This is a genomic window from Planktothrix serta PCC 8927, assembly GCF_900010725.2.
Classification (GTDB): domain Bacteria; phylum Cyanobacteriota; class Cyanobacteriia; order Cyanobacteriales; family Microcoleaceae; genus Planktothrix; species Planktothrix serta.
Window position 1 is genome coordinate 198,603 of the sequence record NZ_LR734888.1, and the last position, 15,259, is coordinate 213,861.

17 protein-coding genes are annotated in these 15,259 nt (G+C 40.6%); 12 read left to right on the forward strand and 5 right to left on the reverse strand.

Annotated elements, in window-relative coordinates; all coding sequences use genetic code 11:
* Positions 1–22: 22 nt before the first annotated feature.
* From PL8927_RS27410 to PL8927_RS27450, 9 genes are all read left to right on the forward strand, one after another.
* The gene (locus tag PL8927_RS27410; protein WP_083627062.1) at positions 23–691 is read left to right on the forward strand and encodes a response regulator transcription factor; all 669 of its coding nucleotides are present in this window, start codon (positions 23–25) and stop codon (positions 689–691) included.
* Between the two features lie 200 nt (positions 692–891).
* Positions 892–2,064, forward strand: coding sequence for a citrate synthase (locus PL8927_RS27415; protein WP_083627063.1), 1,173 nt, complete (start codon positions 892–894; stop codon positions 2,062–2,064).
* A 230-nt stretch (positions 2,065–2,294) separates the two neighbouring features.
* Complete coding sequence (nuoH, locus tag PL8927_RS27420) at positions 2,295–3,413, forward strand: NADH-quinone oxidoreductase subunit NuoH (protein WP_083627064.1); 1,119 nt, start codon at positions 2,295–2,297, stop codon at positions 3,411–3,413.
* Positions 3,414–3,576: 163 nt separating this feature from the next.
* The gene (gene ndhI / locus PL8927_RS27425; RefSeq protein WP_197047577.1) at positions 3,577–4,170 is read left to right on the forward strand and encodes an NAD(P)H-quinone oxidoreductase subunit I; all 594 of its coding nucleotides are present in this window, start codon (positions 3,577–3,579) and stop codon (positions 4,168–4,170) included.
* Between the two features lie 79 nt (positions 4,171–4,249).
* Entirely contained in the window at positions 4,250–4,870 is a 621-nt protein-coding gene (locus PL8927_RS27430; protein WP_083627066.1) for an NADH-quinone oxidoreductase subunit J, read from the forward strand.
* Positions 4,871–5,007: 137 nt separating this feature from the next.
* Entirely contained in the window at positions 5,008–5,319 is a 312-nt protein-coding gene (gene nuoK, locus PL8927_RS27435) for an NADH-quinone oxidoreductase subunit NuoK (protein ID WP_072718238.1), read from the forward strand.
* Between the two features lie 117 nt (positions 5,320–5,436).
* Entirely contained in the window at positions 5,437–6,156 is a 720-nt protein-coding gene (gene pgl / locus PL8927_RS27440) for a 6-phosphogluconolactonase (RefSeq protein ID WP_083627067.1), read from the forward strand.
* A gap of 63 nt (positions 6,157–6,219) precedes the next feature.
* Positions 6,220–6,981: an FHA domain-containing protein gene (locus tag PL8927_RS27445; RefSeq protein ID WP_083627068.1), complete on the forward strand. Its 762-nt coding sequence runs from the start codon at positions 6,220–6,222 to the stop codon at positions 6,979–6,981.
* 356 nt (positions 6,982–7,337) lie between these two features.
* Positions 7,338–7,844: an FHA domain-containing protein gene (locus PL8927_RS27450; RefSeq protein ID WP_083627092.1), complete on the forward strand. Its 507-nt coding sequence runs from the start codon at positions 7,338–7,340 to the stop codon at positions 7,842–7,844.
* Here the strand turns inward: PL8927_RS27450 and PL8927_RS27455 are convergent.
* Positions 7,825–8,433 carry a hypothetical protein gene (locus tag PL8927_RS27455; RefSeq protein ID WP_083627069.1) on the reverse strand — a complete coding sequence of 203 codons (609 nt, stop codon included), beginning with the start codon at positions 8,431–8,433 and terminating at the stop codon, positions 7,825–7,827. The genes PL8927_RS27450 and PL8927_RS27455 overlap by 20 nt on opposite strands.
* Positions 8,434–8,602: 169 nt before the next feature.
* Positions 8,603–9,718 (reverse strand): glycine oxidase ThiO, encoded by a 1,116-nt coding sequence (gene thiO / locus PL8927_RS27460; RefSeq protein WP_083627070.1) that lies wholly within the window; start codon positions 9,716–9,718, stop codon positions 8,603–8,605.
* Positions 9,719–9,828: 110 nt separating this feature from the next.
* Between thiO and PL8927_RS27465 the strand changes: the two genes are divergently transcribed.
* Positions 9,829–10,188, forward strand: coding sequence for a hypothetical protein (locus PL8927_RS27465; RefSeq protein WP_231506162.1), 360 nt, complete (start codon positions 9,829–9,831; stop codon positions 10,186–10,188).
* A gap of 148 nt (positions 10,189–10,336) precedes the next feature.
* Positions 10,337–11,809, forward strand: coding sequence for a GMC family oxidoreductase (locus tag PL8927_RS27470; RefSeq protein WP_083627072.1), 1,473 nt, complete (start codon positions 10,337–10,339; stop codon positions 11,807–11,809).
* Between the two features lie 27 nt (positions 11,810–11,836).
* Here PL8927_RS27470 and PL8927_RS27475 read toward each other — a convergent pair whose 3' ends face one another.
* From PL8927_RS27475 to PL8927_RS27485, 3 genes are all read right to left on the reverse strand, one after another.
* The gene (locus tag PL8927_RS27475; RefSeq protein ID WP_083627073.1) at positions 11,837–12,787 is read right to left on the reverse strand and encodes a putative 2-dehydropantoate 2-reductase; all 951 of its coding nucleotides are present in this window, start codon (positions 12,785–12,787) and stop codon (positions 11,837–11,839) included.
* 23 nt (positions 12,788–12,810) lie between these two features.
* A complete protein-coding gene (locus PL8927_RS29060; protein WP_083627074.1) occupies positions 12,811–13,866 on the reverse strand; it encodes a hemopexin repeat-containing protein in 1,056 nt (351 codons plus the stop codon).
* Between the two features lie 110 nt (positions 13,867–13,976).
* Entirely contained in the window at positions 13,977–14,390 is a 414-nt protein-coding gene (locus PL8927_RS27485; RefSeq protein WP_083627075.1) for a tellurite resistance TerB family protein, read from the reverse strand.
* 242 nt (positions 14,391–14,632) lie between these two features.
* Here PL8927_RS27485 and PL8927_RS27490 point away from each other — a divergent pair.
* Positions 14,633–15,259 (forward strand): RNA-guided endonuclease InsQ/TnpB family protein (locus PL8927_RS27490; protein ID WP_197047576.1); only part of this gene is annotated, 627 nt, incomplete at its 3' end.

Genomic DNA, 15,259 nt, shown 5'->3' on the forward strand with positions numbered 1-15,259 from the left:
CCCTATTCCCTTCTTAGTCCCTATGCCTTTAACAATCTTAGTGGTTGATGATGATTTAGGGACTCGTCTCTCGATTAGTGATTACCTGGACATTTCTGGCTATTCGGTAATTGCCGCCGAGAATGGTCAGGAGGCGCTACGCTTGGTGGAGCAATATCAGCCCCACCTGATCGTGACAGATATTGCTATGCCTGAGATGGATGGCTATGAGCTAATCAAGCGAGTCCGCGCTCGTCCTGTCTTTCGTCTGCTTCCGGTGATTTTTTTAACCGCCCACACCAGTACCCAAGAACGGATTCGAGGGTATCAACTCGGATGTGATAATTATTTGCCCAAACCCTTTGAGTTGGAAGAGTTGGGGGTGGTGATCCGGGCTTTATTAGAGCGATCGCAATTAATTGAGTCGGAATGGCGAGTCCGTCTGGCTGATACGGTTCCTGATGTTTCAGAAGCCACTTCAGAGGCTGTTGTCATCAAGTCGCCGCCAACCTTAGAGATTAGTCTGACCCAACGGGAGCGTGAAGTCCTAGATTTGTTAGCAGAAGGACTTTCTAATATTGCCATTGGCGATCACTTACATCTGAGTCCCAGAACCGTTGAAAAGTATGTCAGTAGTTTATTGAGAAAAACCGATAGTAATAATCGTGCTGAGTTAATTCGGTTTGCTCTCAAGAATAACTTGATTTCTTGAGATTTTCTGTGTGAACTACCCACACTGACTTGGAGTACCAAGTACAGTGTCGGCTTCTGTACTCGCAGGCGAATGCCGCACAATAGCCAAGCATCAACATCCCAGGCATTTTTGTGAATAAAATCCTGTTAAAACGAAAACACTATCAATTCCTCTGGTAATGTAGCTTGATAAATATCCACACACCTACATAAACTTCTATGACTGCCGTTAGTGAATTCAAACCCGGTCTTGAGGGCGTTCCCGCCACATTGTCCAGCATTAGCTACGTTGATGGACAAAAAGGAATATTGGAGTACCGAGGAATTAGTATTGAACAACTTGCTAACTATAGTACCTTTCTGGAAACTTCTTATCTGCTGATTTGGGGAAAACTACCCACCCAAGAAGAATTAGCAGAGTTTGAACACGAAATTCGCTATCATCGACGGATTAAATATCGAATTCGGGACATGATGAAATGTTTTCCCGAAACCGGTCATCCGATGGATGCCTTACAAACCTCGGCGGCCGCGTTAGGATTATTTTATTCTCGTCGGGCTTTAGATAATCCCGAATACATTCGAGAAGCCGTTGTGCGGTTACTGGCTAAAATTCCCACAATGGTTGCTGCATTCCAATTGATGCGGAAAGGAAATGATCCGGTACAACCCCGTGATGATTTAGATTATTCGGCTAACTTTCTGTATATGCTGAATGAACGAGAACCTGATCCGTTAGCTGCACGGGTGTTTGATGTCTGTCTGACTCTTCATGCCGAACACACGATTAACGCTTCTACCTTCTCAGCCATGGTGACAGCTTCCACCTTAACCGATCCCTATGCTGTAATTGCTTCTGCTGTAGGAACCTTAGCAGGGCCATTACACGGGGGCGCGAATGAGGAAGTTTTGACGATGTTGGAAGAAATTGGTTCGGTGGAAAATGTCGCCCCCTATGTGGATCATCTGATTGCTAAAAAATCTAAGATTATGGGATTTGGACATCGGGTTTATAAAGTTAAAGATCCCCGTGCGACCATTTTGCAAGAATTAGGGGAACAGCTATTTGAAAAGTTTGGCCATGACCAATATTATGAAATTGCTCTGGAATTAGAACGAGTTGTGGCTGATCGTTTAGGAGGAAAAGGAATCTATCCTAATGTGGATTTCTATTCGGGTCTGGTTTACCGCAAGTTAGACATTCCGGCGGATTTATTTACCCCGATTTTTGCGATCGCCCGTGTTTCGGGTTGGTTAGCGCATTGGAAAGAACAACTCACCAAAAACCGGATTTACCGTCCCACTCAAATTTATACAGGTTCTCACAAAGAAATTTATGTTCCGATCCAGGAACGAAACTGCGCGATTAACCTAGAAGGAGTAACCCTTTAAGGAGGTGTCAGTTGATGGTTGAGGCTGACGGTTACAATCAATAATCAACAGCCGACCGCCGACCGCAAACACTCGATTTCTTGATCAAACCGATCAGTGAATTTTCTCAGGTGGCCTAACTTTTGAGAACAGTCAAACGCTATACTGGTTTACGACAAAGATTGATCGCTGATTATACGGATTACACGGATTAACTGATAACTGATAACTGATTACTGATTACTGATTTCATGAACCCAGGAATTGACTTACAAGGAAGTTTTGTAGAAGGCCTCACGGGGCTGGGCTTACCGTTAGAGATTGCTAAATTGCTTTGGCTACCTCTGCCGATCGGTCTGATGATTGTGGCTTCGGTGGTTGGCGTTTTAGGCACGGTATGGCTGGAACGGAAAATTTCGGCCGCAGCCCAACAGAGGATCGGCCCTGAATATATCGGCCCTATGGGAATTTTAGCCCCTTTAGCTGATGGTTTGAAGTTACTGTTTAAAGAAGATACGGTTCCGATAAATGCTGACCCTTGGTTATTTACATTGGGGCCAATTATTGTGTCAATTCCCGTGTTTTTGTCCTACTTATTTGTACCGTTTGGACAAAACATGGTGGTTACGGATTTAGGAACTGCAATTTTTCTCTGGATTGCCCTTTCTAGTATTCAACCTATTGGGTTGTTAATGTCGGGTTATGCCTCCAATAATAAATATTCTTTATTAGGAGGATTGCGAGCCGCTGCTCAATCTATTAGCTATGAAATTCCCCTCGCCTTAGCCGTTTTAGCTGTGGTGATGATGTCTAATAGTATGAGTACGATTGATATCGTGAATCAGCAGACGGGCTATGGAATTTTAGGTTGGAATATTTGGCGTCAACCTGCTGGGTTTCTGATCTTCTGGATTGCGGCTTTAGCCGAGTGTGAACGTTTACCCTTTGACTTACCTGAAGCCGAAGAAGAACTGGTGGCAGGTTATCAGACTGAATATGCAGGCATGAAGTTTGCTCTGTATTATTTAGCTTCTTATGTAAATTTGGTTCTGTCATCTTTGATGGTGGCGGTCTTATACCTGGGGGGTTGGGATTTTCCGATTCCGGTTGATGTGATTGCTCCGGCTTTGGGGTTGAGTGAAACGACTCCCTGGTTACAAGTCCTTCTGGCGATGCTCGGTATCACTATGACGGTTTTAAAAGCTTATCTGTTGGTGTTTACGGCGGTTTTACTGCGGTGGACAGTGCCTAGGGTTCGCATTGACCAACTGTTAAATCTAGGTTGGAAATTCTTATTACCCGTTGGCTTAGTCAATTTGCTGTTAACTGCTGCTCTCAAGTTGGCATTCCCTGTTGCTTTTGGGGGATAAAACGCGCATCAGTGATCAGTTACCCGTTATCAGTTATCAGTGTAGGAAACAACTATCAATTAATGTTCCTAACTCTTAACTCTTAAGTCTTAACTGATGACTGATGACTGATGACTGATTACTGATTACTGATTACTGATTACTGTTCGAGGAAGACACCATGTTGAAGTTTCTCAACCAAGTCACTGATTACACGAAAGAAACCTTTCAAGCTGCTAAATATATCGGTCAGGGGCTTGCTGTGACGTTTGATCATATGCGTCGTCGCCCGATTACTGTTCAGTATCCTTATGAAAAGTTGATTCCTTCTGAACGGTTTCGGGGACGGATTCATTTTGAGTTTGACAAGTGTATTGCTTGCGAGGTTTGTGTTCGCGTCTGTCCGATCAATTTGCCTGTTGTTGATTGGAGCTTTAACAAGGAAAACAAGAAAAAGCAACTTAAACACTACAGTATTGATTTTGGGGTCTGCATTTTTTGTGGAAACTGTGTGGAATACTGCCCCACTAATTGTCTCTCGATGACGGAGGAATATGAATTAGCTGCTTATGACCGTCACGAGTTGAACTATGATAGCGTAGCACTGGGACGTTTACCCTATAAGGTGACAAATGACCCGATGGTGACACCGTTGCGGGAGTTCGCTTATTTGCCCGCCGGAGTTAACGAAGCCCATGATTTGCCGGAAACGGCTCGTCGTGCTGGGTTACGTCCTGAGTCCATTATTGAACAAATAGAAAAAAAGAATGAGGCTTGACCGTTAACCGTGTACAGACGCGCCATGGCACGTCTCTACTGAATTGCTCCAAATACTTTGATTAAGGGATGATGAAATTGTGAATCTAGCAGAAGGGGTTCAAATTGTTGCTTTTGGCTTATTAGCCATAATGATGCTGGGGACAGCATTAGGTGTGGTGCTACTCAGTAATATCGTCTATTCTGCATTTTTACTGGGGGGTGTATTTATTAGTATTGCAGGATTATATATTCTCCTGAATGCTGATTTTGTCGCCGCAGCACAAGTTTTAATTTATGTGGGTTCGGTGAATGTTCTGATCCTATTCGGGATTATGTTAGTGAACAAAAGAGAAGTTTTTAAAGAACTTCCGGGAACCTGGCTGCGTAAAGGTGCGACTGCTATTGTCTGTGTCGGATTATTTGCTCTGTTAGGAACAATGGTGTTATCTACACCTTGGTCAATCACAACTGTTGTTGCACCCCTAGAGAGTTCAATTGCTTTAATTGGGCAGCACTTTTTTACTGATTTCCTATTACCTTTTGAGTTGGCTTCGGTATTTTTGTTAATGGCAATGGTGGGAGCTATTATTCTCGCCCGTCGAGATTATTATTCTGATGCTCCACCTACGGAAAAAACTGAACCTCCGGTTTTTTCCTTACAAGAACGTCCCCGTGAGTTACTTTCTGTAGGTAGCGATCGCCCTCAAGACCGGGTTTGAATTTGAGCAGGTAAGTCGGGTTTTAGTAGAGACGTGCTATGGCGCGTCTGTACTAATTTGGGGGATATTAGAACTAGGTTAAAGACGGCTATTTTCAGTCTGTTGAATTCAATGAAATTGGAGAAAATTGGAACGTTATGCAATTACAACTGGAGTATTTTTTGTTATTGGCTGCGGCTCTATTTTGTATTGGGATTTATGGATTAATTACCAGCCGAAATGCTGTGCGCGTGTTAATGTCCATTGAAATATTATTAAATGCAGTCAACTTGAATTTAATGGCATTTTCTAACTTTTTAGATTCTGCTAATATTAAAGGTCAAGTCTTTACTGTGTTTGTAATTACTGTTGCTGCGGCTGAAGCCGCAGTCGGTTTAGCAATTGTTCTGACCATTTATCGCAACCGAGACACAGTAGATATGGAAGAATTTAATTTGTTAAAGTGGTAAGTTGACTGTTGAATGTTAACAGTTGACTGTTGAGTGTTAACTGTTAACGGACAAAACCTCTTATTATTATTTTAGCCTGTCGCCTAAATACCTAAATTAATCTCTGAGGCTATCCTAATGGAAAAAAATATAGAAATTTTAGCGAATCGAGACGAATTAATTGATCGAGCTTTAGATATTCTTCTAGCTAAAATTACAGAGGCGCTTCAAACTCGTAATCAATTTACGATCGCTTTAGCCGGAGGGAGTACCCCAAAACCGTTATATGAAGCGTTAGCTCAACAACCTTTACCTTGGAATCAAATTCATGTATTTTGGGGAGATGAACGTTATGTTTCTCCTGATCATCCCGACAGTAACCAACTGATGGCACGGCGAGCTTGGCTGGATCAGGTGAATTTTCCCGCTACTCATATTCATCCCATACCAACGGCAGCCAATAATCCCAGGGCTGATGCTGAACAATACAATCGGGAGTTAGAACAATTTTTTGATCTCCATGCCGGAGAATTCCCGACTTTTGATGTGGTTTTATTGGGGATGGGGGATGATGCTCATACAGCATCTTTATTTCCCCATACCGAAGCCTTAACAGTTGAGGATCGCTTAATTACCGTTGGCGATAAAGACGGTCAACCGCGACTGACCTTTACCGTCCCCCTGATTAATCACGCTCGCTGTGTGATGTTTTTGGTCACGGGGGCAAATAAACAGGAACCGTTGGCAGCAGTGTTCGCATCGAAGGCTGATGCCATGACCTATCCTAGCCGACTAATTCAACCCGTTGGGGAATTATGGTGGTTGTTAGATGCGGCAGCCGGAGCCAACTTAACTTAAAATTTGCCAAAATTTAAGCATCTGAAACATTTATCTAACTTAAGTTTGTCAATCGGAATAAATATGGTTGTTTGTCCCAATTGTAATTATCAAAATCCAGAAGGTGCGACGCAATGTGAAGCTTGTTATACGCCGTTGCCTTCTATGACCAGTTGTCCCCATTGTGGTGCAACAATACAAACGGATGCGTCGTTCTGTGGTCAATGTGGATCTAATTTACAGCCGGCATCGGCCGAAACGAATCCCGACGGAATAGAAGCGATGATTCCGACTCAAGTTTCGGCTCCGAGTGAACCTTTAGCGGAAGCAACGCCTCAACCTGTGGCGAGTTCAGGGTTGAATTTAGAAAAATCACCTCTGGCAGAGGTTCCACCTCCGGCTATGGAAACGACTCCTCCAGTTGTTCCAGTGGTTCCAGTGGTTCCAGTGGCTACGGTAGGGGAAGCACAACCCAATATTTCCCCAGGTTCCCAAAATTCTGCCACTCAGTTACAGCAACAGACGGCGCGGCTGCTTCATGTCCAAACTAATGCCTCTCTGGAATTACCCCAAAATGTCTCGGTGATTCATTTGGGTAAACCGAATGATTTAGTCCCGCCTGATATAGATGTTTCGGGATTTCCCAATTCGGAAATTGTGTCTCGCACCCATGCTGATATTCGGATTGAGGGGGATGCGTACTATATTGAAGATGTGGGTAGTTCTAATGGCACTTATATTAATAATATCTCCCTGACTAAAGGCAATCGTCATCGGCTCAGACCGGGCGATCGCATTTCTTTAGGGAAAGGGGATTTAGTTTCATTTATCTTTCAACTGTCCTAGAGGAGTAGGACACAGAAAACAGAACAGAAAACAGAACAGAAAACAGAACAGAGAACAGAACAGAGAACAGAGGACAGAGGACAGAGGTTTTGAGAGTCGGGATTTTTGGATTGTGAGGGGATTGACACTCCACTGCCTAAAGGCGAGTGGATTCTGGGTTCAACGAGTCCAGTTAATAGAAAAAAGTTGCCCTTCTAGGGCAAGGCTTTATACGCAAATTTTCGGTAAGGTCTTCTCAATTTCTAATTGGGGAAAAACCTTAATTCCTTAATCGCCCTATATTCACATCCAAAATCTCGAATTTCCCATTTAAAATAAGTGTAGGGCGTAGCTATTGATTGTTAGATTTTGCCAATGTGATTACACTAACATTATTACATCCTCTCCAATCGATTCCTGTCCGCAGTTGGGTCTTTAAAAGGGACAATGTGATTCGGATTGGGCGATCGCTCAAGAATGATGTTGTTCTCTATAGTGCGGTCGTTTCTCGGCATCATGTCGAGATTCGTCGCCAAGGTGAAGATTGGGTTGTCGTCAATCTAGGAACAAATGGAACTTATGTCAATGGACAAGCAGTTCAAGCTGTTCCTTTAATGGATGGACAAGTAATTCACTTAGCCATCTCTGGCCCCAAAATTCTCTTGAATATCCAATCTGATCCGACAGAATTGATTTTAACCGGAGGAATAGACGTGCATCACTCCTCCTTTCCAGAGGAACATCAGGTAGAACCCTCGTATTCCGTAGAAGTTGTGCCTTCACCGGGATCTTCTCCTGAACCCTTCTCTCCGACTCACCCAGAAGAAACAACGGAGGTCGATCTTCATAAAAGACTTATGTTTCCTACCAATCATCCGGTCTAACGGGATACCATAATAATCGAGTCAGCGCTGTCCCTGTCATCCCGGCAACAATTGTCCAAACCAGGACTAAACCCAAAACATCTCCCAGAAAAAAACTCGTCCCCTGACGCAGAATTCCCCCAAACATCCAACCGATGGGTAATGCCACCCCCCAAGAGATGACACTGGCTATCATCCATCGCCATGCTTTAAAGACTTCGGTGCGTAAGACCCACCATTGTCCGATGCTTAAACATATTCCCAATTTGATCCCCTCAATTACTCCGTAGAAAATTCGAGGGGTCAAATTTAATGTGCGCGGAGTTACCCAACCCAACAGTCCCACCGGAGTTAATGCGATCACACTCCAGATTAAAACATGGACAAAAATCCATCGCCAACTCTGGGAAATATACTGTTTAAGAATAAACCATTGAGCCAGACTAATAATTAATCCGCCAATGGCTCCTTCTAACGCGCCTAAATCGGGTCTTTCTCCAATTTCTATCCAAATTAAACTGACTAAAAATCCTACCAATGTTACAAACATCCACTGGATAACAAATCCTAGGTCTGTTTGTGCATCTAAACTCTCACATACCCATTTCATATAGTGGGGAACAGGGAACAGGGAACAGGGAACAGGGAACAGGGAACAGGGAATTACGAATTACGAATTACGAATTGGGAATTGGGAATTACGAATTGGGAATTACGAATTGGGAATAGAAATAGAAAGACAGATACAAGTTTAAATTTGCTGCATCAGTTTATGTCAATTACCGGATTTCCGCGACTGCTGTAGGTTGAAAGCGATCGCCTCTAAAATGATTTAATAGAGGATCATATTGTGCGTCTAATACCCAATTTGCGATTAATTGAGCCGTAATTGGAGCCAATAAAATCCCATTGCGATAATGACCTACGGCTAAGGTTAAGTTTTGCCATGAACTCGGCCCTAATATAGGAAATAAATCCGGGGTTTCCGGTCGAAATCCCCACCAAAATTCTTGAATGGGAAACTCTTGTAAAACCGGATATAATCGCATGGCTCCTGAGAGTAAAGTATCAATCCCATGAGGTGTTAAACCGGATGTCAGACCCACTTGTTCTGATGTCGCTCCAATGATAATTAAACCATCTCGACGCGGTACAATATAAGTATTTGAACCAAATAAAACTTGCTTCAAAGGTAAGGGTTTAATCTCATCGGGAACCCTTACCGATAACATTTGTCCCTTTCTGGGATAAACCGGAATTGATAATAACTGCCCCGACCAAGCACCCGTTGTTAAAATATAATGAGAGGCTCTAAAATTTCCTTGATTTGTATTAATTTCCGTTACGGTTTGATGGGGGGAAGTTACCAATTTTTCGACGGTGATTCCCTCTATAATTTTAACACCTAATTCTTGGGCTGCTATTTGCAAGATTTTGACTAACTCCCGACGGTTATCCACTTGAGCATCCTGGGGAAACCACCAACCCCCGACAACATCATCCCCTAAACCCGGTTGTTGCTGTAAAATAGCATCTCGTTCTAACCAATAACTGGGAGTTTCCGGCGTTTGCGGTAAGCTCGTACAGGGCGGACGTTCATAAACCGGGGCCAAAATGCCACAGGGCCAATATCCCGTATCTAACTCGGTGAGTTCCTCTAGTTTGCGCGTCCAGTCGTTGTAGAGGGCGCGACTGCGTAAACATAACTCTAACATGGGGCTAGGAGGAAGCTGTTCGGCTTGGGGTGCTAACATTCCCGCCCCCACTAAACCAGCGGCTTCTTGGACGTCCCGACTCAGAACCGTCACCGTTGCCCCCCGTAATTTTAACTCAACGGCGAGAGATAATCCGATTAATCCGCCTCCGATGAGAATGATTTCACTGTGTTGTTTCATAAAGCCTAAAGGTTTACCTCAAAAATTAAATCTATTTTCTATTTTAAACTTTTAGGGGTTTTTTATGAATTAAAATCAAAACATTAAACGAATTCAGCCTAATTGTCAATATGATTAAACGAATATTTACTAATACCGTCTCTGCTTTGTGTTATTCTTTAATTGATTCTCGATTTCCTTCCCCTCAAACTTATCAATATTTTCCCCATAATTCTGTTGTTCAGTTTGTGTTAGAACAACAAAACCGAATGCCTGATTATCTTCAATTTCCTCTATTGTTTTTAACGTTAATTTTTGAGAGTTGGGGACTCCTGAGAACAGGTTCGTTATTTCATTGTCAGTCGCCCTCTATCCGTCAACTTCAAATTCAAGCTTGGAAAAATTCACCCTTTCAAATTTGCCGAGATTTGATGCGATTTTATGAAAGTTTAGTGGTACTATATTGGCAATCTGATTATATAAACTCCTAGAATTATATAGCAGTCCTAAATAGGTTGTAATATTTTATCGTAGGGGTAATGTCCCTCCAAACCCAGACATAAAGAGGGTTTGGAGGGACATCACCCCTACAGAATTTTTTCACAAATCCTACACGGATTGCTATATTTAATAATTATTATGTCTGAAAATAACCTAATTCCCCTATCTGAATTTCCTTTGAAAGTTGAAATTGCCGTGATTGGTTCTGGCCCTGGAGGAGCGATTACTGCTTGTTTATTGGCTGAAGCCGGACGGGATGTTTTATTAATCGAAGAAGGTGCTGATTTACCCTTAGAATCCTGTGAGCCTTTTTCCGTTGCAGAAATGGTACAAAAATATCGGAATGGCGGTTTAACAGCAGCCTTTGGTCAACCCAAAATTCAATATGTTGAAGGTCGATGTGTAGGAGGAGGAAGTGAAATTAATAGCGGACTCTATCATCGGACACCGCCTGATATTTTAGCACAATGGAGTCAAGAATTTGAAGTTGATGCGTTAACAGAATCCGATTTAATTCCTCATTTTGAAGCCTGTGAACAAGCGGTTAATGTTTGTTATTTACCAGGAAAAGCTCCAACTGCGTCTTTAAAATTACACGAAGGCGCAATAAGTTTAGGATGGCAATCTTTAGAAGTTCCTCGATGGTTTCGTTATCAAGAATTAGATGAAACCGCAGTTCCCAAAGGGACTCGACAATCGATGACTAAAACCTTTATTCCCAGAGCTTTAAAAGCCGGATGTAAACTATTAGCAAATACTCGAATTAAAACGCTTCATCAAACAGATCAAATTTGGAGTTTAACAGGTTCTTGTAAAAGAAATAATCATCTTCAAGAACCAATAAAAATACAAGCAGAAACCGTATTTATTTGTTGTGGTGCAATTCAAACTCCAGCATTATTAAGACGGAGTGGAATTAAAAATAATATTGGTAATTCTTTAAAAATGCACCCAACGGTTAAAATTATAGCTCAATTTGATCAAGAAATTAACAGCTTAGATATGGGGGTTCCTGTTCATCAAGTTAAAGAATTTGCCCCTCGATTTAGTTTCGGTTGTTCGATTAGTTCTCCTCCCTATTTATCCGTTGGGATAACTGATTATCCTGAATATACTGAAGAAGTACAAAAAAATTGGCAAAATATGGGAATTTATTATGCTATGATTACGGGAGAAGGCTATGGTACTGTGAGAAATATTCCTTTTTATAATGATCCTTTAGTTCGGTATAAATTAACTTCTCAAGACTTAAAAGATTTATCAGAAGCCTTACAAAAATTAGCTCTATTATTGTTTGAAGTGGATGCTAAAATCCTCTATCCTAGTATTTCTAATAGCTCTCCCTTAACCCATCCTCAAGATTTAACTAAAATTCCCGCACATCTACCTGTAAAGCAAACCAATTTAATGACAGTTCATGTTTTTTCCTCCTGTCCAATGGGAGAAAATTTACAAAAATGTGCCGTTGATTCCTTTGGTAAAGTTCATGGATTTAATAATTTATATATTGCGGATGGGAGTTTACTTTGTACTGCACCTGGGGTCAATCCTCAAGGTTCAATTATGGCGATCGCTCGTCGAAATGTGTTACAATTTTTGGGGAAACTTTAGAGAAAGTTGGGATATATTGTAGACGGCTTACTGTTCCCTGTTCCCTGTTCTTCGGGCATCTAAAAATTTTAACTGTTGATAGAGCATAGAAATTTTAGGAACATTAACTCCCTGGGTAATTGCTGCTTGCAAAGGATTTCCTACAATTGCTTCTAATTCTAAAGGACGATGGGCATTATAATCTAATTTCATACTGGTTAAATAAGGTTTCATTTTATCAGTATGATCGAGCATTATTTTAATATGATCTTCAGGAAGATGGCGATTATAACTAGAGGCAATAGTTACCACTTCTCGCATTAATTCTTCAGCTAAAAGACGAGTTTCTGGGTTTGCCATGATTTCATCGGTTCTCGCATCTAAAATTACTGAAAGTCCATTATAGGGAATATTCCAGACTAATTTTTTCCATCGGGAAAACATTAAATCTTCACTCAGTTCCACCGGAATTTGAGCCTGTTGAAAATCCGAGGAAATCTCACGCATTCGGTCAGAAATTCCCCCAGGTTGATATTGATCTTGATATTCTCCTAAATTAATGGCACTATAATCAATATGCTGAATATGCCCATAACCCACTTTATTAGAACAAATAAAACATAATCCCCCCATGACTCGGTTTTGACCGACAATTTCAGCAATTTTAGGTTCAATATTCAGCCCATTTTGTAAGAGTAAAACGACTCCATCCGGTTTGACAATTGAGGGTAATAATTCCGGTAATAAATGATTGTGAGTGGTTTTTAAAGCCACGATAACAACATCACAAGCAGGCATTTGATCAACATCATTGTAGGCATAGACTTGGGGAAGGGTAAAATTTCCTTCTGGGGAGTCAATTCTTAAGCCCTGTTTTTTCACAATTTCATAATCATGATTCACTAAAAAATGAACCTCTATACCTGCTTTTTGAAGTCGGGCACCATAGAAACCGCCTACAGCACCAGTACCAATAATTGCATAGCTACGAGTTGCCATAATCTGAAAATTTTTTCCTAAATTTAATGCAGTTTGCTAGAAAAAATTGACCAATTTTCATTAATTTTTTTAGGATAACCCGGATCTATTGATTTCTTATTAATATCATAAACAATATATTCATCTTTCTTAAATAAAAAGGCTTTCCGATAATTGATTGTGATCGCCGCATCAATTCCTTTTGTAAAACTTGATGGCCATTCTTTTCCCAGTTCCTCTTTGATTTTCTTAGGATAACCTCGATCTGTTATTTCTTTATAAATATCATATTGAATATATTCATCTCCTTTGAAAAAATAGGCTTTTCCATTATTCCATAAAACTGCCGCATCAATACCTTGGTAAAAATGATGAGGCCATCCTAACCAATTACCACTCTTTAATTTTTGAGGATAACCCGGTTCCACTTGATTTTGATATAAATCAAAGCTAATATATTCATCTTCTTTAAAGAAAAATGCTTTGCCATTATTCCAAAGTAAACCTGCATCAATTCCTTGATAAAAGGAAACTGGAAAACTAGCTCCGATTCCCTGTTCAATTTTTTGAGGATACCCGGATTCAATACAATGATGTTCTAAATTATAACTAATATATTGATTATCTTTGAAAAAATAAGCATTTCCATCTTTCCAAATTAAAACAGTATCTAAATCCGCCATCAAAAAAGCTGCTTTTCCCCATTCTAACCAGTTAATAATTTCTGGGGGTAAATTTTGACGTTGACGAGTTTTAGGATCAATACAAATATGTTTAGTTGAAGCTTGAGCAATCAATTGATAAGAGCTATCTAATAGGATTTTATATTTAATTTTGAAAGAATTATCATTTAAGAATTCAGGAGTTGACTCAATGATCAGTTGATCTCCACAAAATATAGGAAATTTGAAATCAATAGTCGCATGAACAATGGGAATGGCAAAATCAGAATTCACAAAAAATTTTTTCAGATTAATTTCAGCCGTTGTTAGAGAAGCTTCATAAGCTTCATGACACATCGCCAAAATATTTGAAAAATAAACCACACCCGCAGCATCCGTATCTTGAAAACGAACGATTCGACTGTAGATATATGTCATTTTATTCCCTCATTTAAAATTCAAGTTGTTTAACTCCCTAATCTTGTCAAAATGATCAAAGGGTGGGCATTGCCCACCGGATGAATTCTAATTGTTAATCCCTAATTTTATCATCCTTTATTCTTGATCAACATGACATCAATAATGTTATTAGCCATAGCTTCAGAAATCTCTAAAGCACTAAAGAGATTATCTAACAAGGCATCTTCTTCTTCTGTAATTTCTCCATCTGCTAAGGTGATATCAGTCACTACAGCAAAGGCAGTTTCTCGGAGTTCATTGGGCAATTTCTTCACGGCCTCTTTTAATAAAATATCTGCTCCTTGTTCTTGCAATTGATTCAGGAGTTGATCAATCATGGATCGCATTTTTTCCCCTGAATAATCACTAAAAAGCTGCATCCGTGAGAAGGTTGTTGTAATGGCTTGGGATTCACTTCCAGTAATATAACCATCGGCGGCTACCGCTATTAATGCGATCGCAGCAAATGCTTCCGCAGAATTCAGTTGTATTGTACTTGACATTGTTAAAACTCTCCTGGCTAATTTCAAGTTGAAGCCGATTTTTCCCACGTTTATAAGACATATCTGGGAGATTGAAAACGAGCGTGTCTTCAGACCTGAGATGAAAATCGACACTTCGACACTTCGACAAGCTCAGTGCAAAGCAAGCTCAGTGACCGCTCAGGGGAATTTATTCCCCGTGAATATTTCTCCAATCTATGTTAACATATCAAAAGGTCGAAAAATAAACAGAGGGAATTACAATGATAGTTCTGGAATACAAGTGTAAAGGCAAAGTTGATCAATACAAAGCAATTGATGAAGCAATTCGCACCACCCAATTCATTCGCAATAAAGCGATTCGGTATTGGATGGATAATTCAAGAGAATTGAAGATTGATAAATTTGCACTCAATAAATATTCTACAACTCTCAGAAATCAATTCCCTTTTGTTGCCGACCTAAATTCAATGGCAGTCCAATCCGCAGCCGAACGGGGATGGACTGCCATTAGTCGTTTTTACGATAATTGTAAGAAAAAGATTTCTGGTAAAAAAGGATATCCCCAATTTCAAAAAGATTGCCGTTCCGTTGAATATAAAACATCGGGATGGAAATTACACCCAACTAAAAGACAAATTACCTTTACCGATAAAAACGGGATTGGTAAACTCAAATTATTGGGTAAATGGGATATCCAAACCTACAATGTTAAAGACATAAAACGGGTGCGTTTAATTCGTCGTGCCGATGGATATTACGCCCAGTTTTGTCTGAATATTAATATCACCGATATTCAACCCAAAACCGGAAAGGAAATAGGACTTGATGTTGGTATTGAGTCGTTTTACACAGACTCCAATGGATATCAAGAAGTTAATCCTAAGTTT

Bases quoted from the DNA above. Each gene is read 5' to 3' on its own strand.
- PL8927_RS29060 (WP_083627074.1), bottom strand. From the start codon at position 13,866: ATGACATATATCTACAGTCGAATCGTTCGTTTTCAAGATACGGATGCT.
- PL8927_RS27455 (WP_083627069.1), bottom strand. From the start codon at position 8,433: ATGAAATGGGTATGTGAGAGTTTAGATGCACAAACAGACCTAGGATTT.
- PL8927_RS27465 (WP_231506162.1), top strand. From the start codon at position 9,829: ATGATTAAACGAATATTTACTAATACCGTCTCTGCTTTGTGTTATTCT.
- pgl (WP_083627067.1), top strand. From the start codon at position 5,437: ATGGAAAAAAATATAGAAATTTTAGCGAATCGAGACGAATTAATTGAT.
- PL8927_RS27475 (WP_083627073.1), bottom strand. From the start codon at position 12,787: ATGGCAACTCGTAGCTATGCAATTATTGGTACTGGTGCTGTAGGCGGT.
- PL8927_RS27445 (WP_083627068.1), top strand. From the start codon at position 6,220: ATGGTTGTTTGTCCCAATTGTAATTATCAAAATCCAGAAGGTGCGACG.
- PL8927_RS27415 (WP_083627063.1), top strand. From the start codon at position 892: ATGACTGCCGTTAGTGAATTCAAACCCGGTCTTGAGGGCGTTCCCGCC.
- PL8927_RS27410 (WP_083627062.1), top strand. From the start codon at position 23: ATGCCTTTAACAATCTTAGTGGTTGATGATGATTTAGGGACTCGTCTC.
- nuoK (WP_072718238.1), top strand. From the start codon at position 5,008: ATGCAATTACAACTGGAGTATTTTTTGTTATTGGCTGCGGCTCTATTT.
- thiO (WP_083627070.1), bottom strand. From the start codon at position 9,718: ATGAAACAACACAGTGAAATCATTCTCATCGGAGGCGGATTAATCGGA.
- nuoH (WP_083627064.1), top strand. From the start codon at position 2,295: ATGAACCCAGGAATTGACTTACAAGGAAGTTTTGTAGAAGGCCTCACG.
- PL8927_RS27485 (WP_083627075.1), bottom strand. From the start codon at position 14,390: ATGTCAAGTACAATACAACTGAATTCTGCGGAAGCATTTGCTGCGATC.
- PL8927_RS27470 (WP_083627072.1), top strand. From the start codon at position 10,337: ATGTCTGAAAATAACCTAATTCCCCTATCTGAATTTCCTTTGAAAGTT.